Origin of the sequence: Kitasatospora sp. MY 5-36, assembly GCF_001182915.1 — a bacterium.
Classification (GTDB): domain Bacteria; phylum Actinomycetota; class Actinomycetes; order Streptomycetales; family Streptomycetaceae; genus Kitasatospora.
The window spans coordinates 23,344-29,714 of record NZ_LFVW01000084.1 but is presented as its reverse complement, the minus strand read 5'-3'; the positions used below and the strand labels follow the sequence as shown (position 1 = coordinate 29,714).

At 72.3% G+C, this 6,371-nt stretch carries 5 protein-coding genes; 1 reads left to right on the top strand and 4 read right to left on the bottom strand.

Features of this window, described 5'->3' with window-relative positions; genetic code table 11:
* Positions 1 to 851 (bottom strand): DUF1702 family protein (locus AE652_RS06945; protein WP_049650280.1); only part of this gene is annotated, 851 nt, incomplete at its 3' end.
* A 318-nt stretch (positions 852 to 1,169) separates the two neighbouring features.
* On the opposite strand from AE652_RS06945, the gene AE652_RS06940 reads away from it, so the two are divergent.
* Positions 1,170 to 1,901 (top strand): maleylpyruvate isomerase family mycothiol-dependent enzyme, encoded by a 732-nt coding sequence (locus tag AE652_RS06940; RefSeq protein WP_049650279.1) that lies wholly within the window; start codon positions 1,170 to 1,172, stop codon positions 1,899 to 1,901.
* Between the two features lie 89 nt (positions 1,902 to 1,990).
* Here the strand turns inward: AE652_RS06940 and AE652_RS06935 are convergent, their stop codons facing one another.
* From AE652_RS06935 to AE652_RS06925, 3 genes are all read right to left on the bottom strand, one after another.
* Complete coding sequence (locus AE652_RS06935; protein ID WP_049650278.1) at positions 1,991 to 3,004, bottom strand: hypothetical protein; 1,014 nt, start codon at positions 3,002 to 3,004, stop codon at positions 1,991 to 1,993.
* On the bottom strand, positions 3,001 to 4,929 hold the full coding sequence (locus AE652_RS06930) for a CRTAC1 family protein (RefSeq protein ID WP_181970774.1): 1,929 nt from the start codon (positions 4,927 to 4,929) through the stop codon (positions 3,001 to 3,003). Before AE652_RS06930 ends, AE652_RS06935 begins: the two co-directional genes overlap by 4 nt.
* A 420-nt stretch (positions 4,930 to 5,349) precedes the next feature.
* A complete protein-coding gene (locus AE652_RS06925) occupies positions 5,350 to 6,369 on the bottom strand; it encodes an alcohol dehydrogenase catalytic domain-containing protein (protein WP_049650277.1) in 1,020 nt (339 codons plus the stop codon).
* Between the last annotated feature and the right edge of the window lie 2 nt (positions 6,370 to 6,371).

Here is a 6,371-nt window from a genome sequence, read left to right as displayed (position 1 = left end):
AGGCCGGTCAGGGCCGTGGCGGCGGCCTCGCAGTGCGCGGGCACGAAGCCCGCGTACGCGCGGGCCTTCGCGGCGAACACCGACCCCTGGGCGAGCTCCGCCCGGTGCTCCCCCGCCTCCCCGCGCAGTGCGGCCAGGCCGTCCGCCGTGGCGCCGCCGGCGAAGGTCGCGGCCAATCCCACCCCGCTCCACAGGTCGGCCCGCCGGTCGGCGCGGAACCTCCGCACCGCGACGGCCACCTGCTCCGGCACCCCGCCGTGGATGAACCACAGCGCCCGCCCGATGCCCTGGTCGACGGCCCGCCGGAAGTACTCCGGCGCGCCCTGCCACGGGTACGGCTTCACCTCGCGCTGCTCGTCCACCCAGCGCCGGGTGCCGAAGTAGGCGAGATCGAAGCCGTACCCGTCGACCGCCAGCCAGCTCATCGTCGGGTGGTACGGCGTCCCGGCCAGGTCCGGCAGCACCTTGCGCCACAGCGGCCGCGGCAGGCGCGCCATGGCGAAGCCGATGCCGATGTACGCCAGGAAGATGTGCGGCTGCCCCGGCCCGGCCAGCAGGTCGCGGGTGCGGCTGCCCCGGCCCGTCGCGTCCAGGACGGTGAAGGCCATCGTGGCGCCCTCGTAGGCGAATCCGCGCTGCTCCGGGTCGACCAGGCGCAGCCGGCGCTCGACCTCCCACTGGTTGCGGGCGTCGATGCCCCACTCGAAGCCGCAGACCACCGCCTGGGGCACCGCCTCCAGGCGTTCGGTGGCGGCCGTGGGGGTCACCGGGAAGCCCCTTCCGGCGAAGGCCACCGAGGCCAGTGACGGTGTCAGCACCAGTCGGCGCAGTGATCCGAAGGTCGTCGGCACGATCCCTCCCAGCCCAGCGTCCTGAATGACGGCCCCTCCATGCTCCGGGGGCGGCGGGGGCGGCCGCATCTCCGCGGTTGCGTTCTTTTCGGCCGGACGACCGTCGCTACCCGAACTCCCTTTCACCAAGCGGCCTTTCCTCACCTGAGGTTTCCTCGGCCAGGCCGCCTAAAGGCCTCGGAAACCGCGCCCGGGGGTGCCGCGGACCGTGTTGTCGAAATCCCCGGCGGCGCGGTGGAATGGGGCCGTGCGGGAGCTGATCCCCGGCGCCGTCGGGTCCGTTCCCCGTCCAGGCCGTCCCATCGAAGGAGTGCGCGCATGAACACGCGTCACCAGCAGGACGAGGCCCCGCCCGAGCCGCTCTGGGACCGGGCGCCCGACTGCGTGGCCTACCGCCGGTCCCGGCGGAACATCACCGAACTGCTGCTCGCCGCCCGGCCCGGGGCGGCCGGCGTCCCGGTCCCCGCCTGTCCCGGGTGGACCGTCCTGGACCTGCTCGGCCACCTGGTCGAGGTCTGCCGGACGGTGGCCGCCGATGTGCCCGGCAACCTGTGGGAGGTGCCGCACGCCGAGTCCGGCACCGGCCTGGCCGGCCTGCTCGAGGAGTGGTCGCGGCTGGACGGCCCGGTGGAGCGGGTGCTCTCGGACACGCCGCAGCTGCGGCACACCATGATGATGATGGACGCGTTCACCCACGAACTCGACCTGCGCGGCGCGCTCCGGGCGCCGGTGGTCGCGGACCAGCCGTCGTACCCCTCCGCCCTGGACCTGGTCGTCCGGGGCTTCGCCAACTCGGTGCGCTCCCACGGGCTTCCGGCGCTGCGCATCCGGACGGCGGGCGCCGAGTGGCAGGCCGGTGACGGCGAGCCGGCCGCCGTCCTCCAGGGGCACCGCCACGACCTCCTCCGGTCGCTCACCGGCCGGCGGACGGTCGGGCAGGTCTCCGGACTGGCCTGGAGCGCCGCGCCGGACGCCTGGCTGCCCGCGTTCACCTGGGGGCCGTTCCGGCCGCCGGAGCGGCCCGTGGAGGCCGCTGTCGCCGCGCGGTAGCGCCCGGACCGCGGAACGGCTCCGTGGCGCCGCCCGAGCGGGCGGCGCCACGGAGGGGTCACGGTGTCACCTGGCGGTCGCGGTGCGGCTCACGCCACGGCCGCCCCGACCTGGCTCTGCTGCGGCTGGACGGCCGTTCCGCCCCCGGACGCCCCGGCGCCGGCGTCCGCCCGCCGGGAGCGCTGGACCAGGTGCGCGACCCACCACCCGAGCCCGCGCAGGGCGCAGACCAGCGTGGTGGCGAAGAACAGGGTGTAGACGACGTTGAACACCATCAGGATCGCGTACACGAAGGCGACCGAACTGCCGAACACGAACTGGGCCCGGCCCTTCACCGGCGTCGTGCCCGGGTCGCTGATCATGTAGTTGGTGAACAGCACGAAGGCGACACCGGTCATCGGGCCGAGCGCGGAGAACAGCGCGACGTCCCAGATCCAGTGCCGGAGGAACGCCTGGATGGCGAACGCGCCGAGCCAGCCGACGATCAGCGGGGTCCGTTTGGTGAGCAGCGCGTTGATCACGGTTCCGGCTGTGGCGATGATCAGCGGGATCATCACCCGGAAGAAGGTGTTCGCGTTCTCCGTGAACTCGTAGGGCGGCGCGATGCTGAACCACGAGCCGAAGCACACCAGCGACATCGTGATCCCGAAGTTGGACGGGTTCATGAAGTGCCGCATCCGGCCGGCGATCGGGGCCTGCAGGGCGTGCTTGCCGCCGACGCCGATGACCACGCCGAAGACGATCGGCAGCAGCTGGTTGTTGCCGTAGGTCAGCATGTTGACCGCGAGCGCCGTGATGTGGGCCGGCAGCAGGAACTCGTACACGCCGCGGAACCCGTTCCCGCGGAAGCGGGGGGCGCGGCGCTGGGCCCAGGCGCTGATCAGCTCGAAGGCGATCTCGCAGGCGTAGGCGGTGAACACCGCGACGAACGGCCACAGCCAGGGCTGCTCGAAGCCGAGCAGGGTGTAGCCGAAGATGTTGAACACGCTGATCGAGAGGGCGAAGTTCCGCAGGGCGAGGTACCGGGGGTCCTTCGGCTTCGCGGGGGCGGCCGGTGCGGCCGCCGGGGCGCCGCCGGCTCGGGGTTGCACGCTCGCGCTCATCGGTTCGGGACCTCCTGGACCTGGTCGGTCAGCACGAGCGTGTGCGTGCCGGGGCTGAGCTGCTCGCTCTTCTCGTGCAGTCCGCCGGCGGCGTCCCGCCACCTCAGGTCGACGGTGACCGGCCCCTGGTGGGCGCCGAGACCGAACCGCACGTCGAAGCTGCGGAAGCCGCCGTGGCCGCCCCCGCCGTCGAGCCGGGAGATCTGGGTGCCGGTCGGGGTGGTGACCCGCACGGTGGCGTCGTACGCGGGCGCCCCGGTGTTCACCAGGCCCTGGCCCGCGGCGCCCTCACCGGTCGGCCGGTAGAGCCGCAGGTTCAGCTGACTGCCCAGCGCCGGCGCGGTGTTGGCGTAGAAGGCGGGCGGCCCCCACTGGCGGGCCACCGCGAAGTCCAGCCGGCCGGTGCCCGTGGTGTCGCCGGTGGCGAGGCCGCGGGTCGGCGTCGGCACGGCGATGCCCAGCCGGGAGCTGATGTTCACGTACGGGCCGTCGGGGGTCTTGGCGTAGAAGGCGATCGCCTCGTCCCCGGCGATGTCGTCGCCGGGCTGGACGTTGGGCCACATCGCGGGGTTGGACAGCAGGTCGTCGTTGGTCATGGCCATCTCCTGGAGCCACGGCCAGCGGTCGATCTTCCCCTTGACGAAGCCGGTGGCCTGGAGCACCGCGAGGTCGCCGCTGTTGAGGAAGTCGCCCATCTTGGTGTCCCAGCCCCACCCGGTCCAGGCCATGCCGTGCTCCTGGGCCTCCTGGGTGAACGGGGCGATGCCCGCGGCGAGCTTGCGGCGCATGTCGGCCTCGTCCTTGGCCTTGTTGATCCAGAGGAAGTTGCTCTCCTCCAGGCCCCAGGCGACGGTGATGTTGCTGACCATCATGTCGAAGTCGCCGTTGCGGCCGATGTCGCCGAAGTCGACGCCCATGCCCTTGAACGAGCCGTTGCCGAGGACGAAGGACTTGGGCGTGGTCGGCGTGCGCTCGCCCTTGGCCTCGCTGAACTCGATGTGCCCGGGCGTGGACCGGTTGTAGAGCAGGTGCCCGTGTCCGAAGTCGTTGGCGATGTACAGCTCGGGCAGTCCGTCACCGGTCAGGTCGGCGCCCGAGATGGCCAGCGTCCACCCGGTCGACGCGTCGTAGGGGATCGCGCCCTTCTCCTCCACGTACGACGCGGTGGGCTCCGTCCCCGAGGTGCTCTGCTGCCAGCGCAGCACGTGGTCGCCGCCGGCGTTCTTGGCGCTGGACAGCGAGTCGTTCATCACGACGTTGTTCAGCCCGTTCGGGTCGAGCACGTCGGAGTCGGGGAAGTAGTTGCCGATCACGATCGACGGGCGCCCGCTGCCGTCGATGTCGCCGACGTAGTCCGCGTCGGTGTTCCAGCGCGGGCCGTGGTACTTCCCGTCCAGGGACTCCGAGGGCACCAGCTCGCGCGGCACGTAGGAGGCCGCGGCGGGGGTCGTGGCGTCCGACCTGGCCATGAACAGGATCGGCGTGCGGCCCCAGTACGTCACCAGCAGGTCCATCCGGCCGTCGCCGTTGAAGTCGCCGGGCGTGCAGCCGGTGGGCGCCATGGTGTCGTCCATCGGCAGCGGCCTGCCGTCCAGCACGAAGGGCGTGAAGCGGTCGGCCGGCCGGGCGGTCGGGGTGTACGTCACGATCACGCTGTCGGTCCTGGTGTCGACGATGCACATGCCGTCGGCCACGCCGTGCCCGGTCAGGTCGTTGATCGCGATGCTGGCCCCGACCGAGGAGATCCACGAACGGATCTTCTGGTAGGCCGGGTTGACGGTCCGGACCGTCCGCATCGGCCGCTGCTCGTAGCCGGGCGGCATCGCGATGGGCAGTTCCTTGAAGCCGTACTGCTTCGCGACCTCCTCCGCCCCGGCCGCCGCGACCGAGGTCCGTACGGCGAAGAACAGCGAGGTGGCCACCATTATCACCACCAGGCCTGGAATCAGTCTGCGGATTCGTTCACGGTACGCCACCGGGTTCCCCTCTCGACGGATCGAATACGACCCCGTGCCCGCGCCGAGTGCAGGACGCGGCCAAAACCCCCTGCTGGCAGGAAGGTTCGGGATGACGGAATTCACGACCCGAAATGCGCCGGCGATAGGCACGTCACGCGCGGGTCTACTGTACGAGGATGTACGCAAAGCACTCGGAATCGCTACTTCCCCGTTGCTCAGCGGGAGGAATTGCGGCCGCCGCCGGGACCGTCGGCCGGCCCGCGACCGCACGACGAAGCGCCCTCCCGCGCACGTGCCGCGGAAGGGCGCTTCCAGAACTCAAGGGATGACCTCCGGGGGGGAATGGCTTCTCCCGTCCGCCGGTTCACCGGTTCACCGGTTCACCGGTCAGGCGTACGTGACGACCGCGCGGAAGCGCGCCTCACCCCGCTCGACCCGGTCCAGCGCCTCGGCGACCCGCTCCTTGGGGAAGGTCTCGACCAGCGGCGTGACGGCCCCGGAGGCGACCAGGTCGAGGGCCTCGGTGAGCCGGTCGAGGCCGTTGTGGGTGGCGCCGATCACCTGCTGGCGCTGCGCCCAGAACGGGCTGGTCGGCGGGATGGCGAAGGGCTCGACCGGGTCGATGGTGGCCAGCACCATCCGGCCGTTCGGCCGCAGCCCCTGGAGGGCCCCGGCGGCGGCCCGGTAGGAGGTGCCGGTCACCAGGACGACGTCGGCGCCGCCGATCGCCCGCAGCCCCTCACCGTCGGCGACCACGTGGTCCGCGCCCAGGGTCCGGGCCAGCCGGTGCTTGTCCGGCGAGCTGGTGACGGCCACGGTCTCGAAGCCGCCGGCCCGGGCGAACTGCACGGCGAGGTGGCCGAGTCCGCCGATCCCGAGCACCGCGACCCGTTCACCCGGTCCGGGATCGGCGGCGCGCAGCGCGCTCCACGCGGTGTAGCCCGCGCACAGCACGGGGGCGGCGGTCTCGTACGGGACGGCGTCCGGCAGCAGCACGGTGCTCGCGGCCGCCACCGCGACGTACTCCGCGTGTCCTCCTTGCACGGTGAGGCCGCTCATCACGGCCTCCGGGCAGTTCATCCCGGACTGCCCGGAGAGCGGGAGGTTGAGCCGGCAGTACGCGCACCGGCCGCAGGTCGCCTGCACCCAGGTGGCGCCGACCCGGTCGCCGACCCGGCGGCCGGTCACCCCGGCGCCGACCTCGACGACCTCCCCGGCGGCCTCGTGCCCGACCACCACCGGAGCGAACGCCGGGAAGGGGAAGACGCCCTGACTGACCAACAGGTCGTTGTGGCAGACCCCGCAGGCGTGGACCCGGATCAGCACCTGGCCGGGACCGGGCCTCGGGGTGGGGATCTCGCGAAGCTCCCAGCGCGCCTTGGCCTCGGGTACGACGGCTGCCCACATCG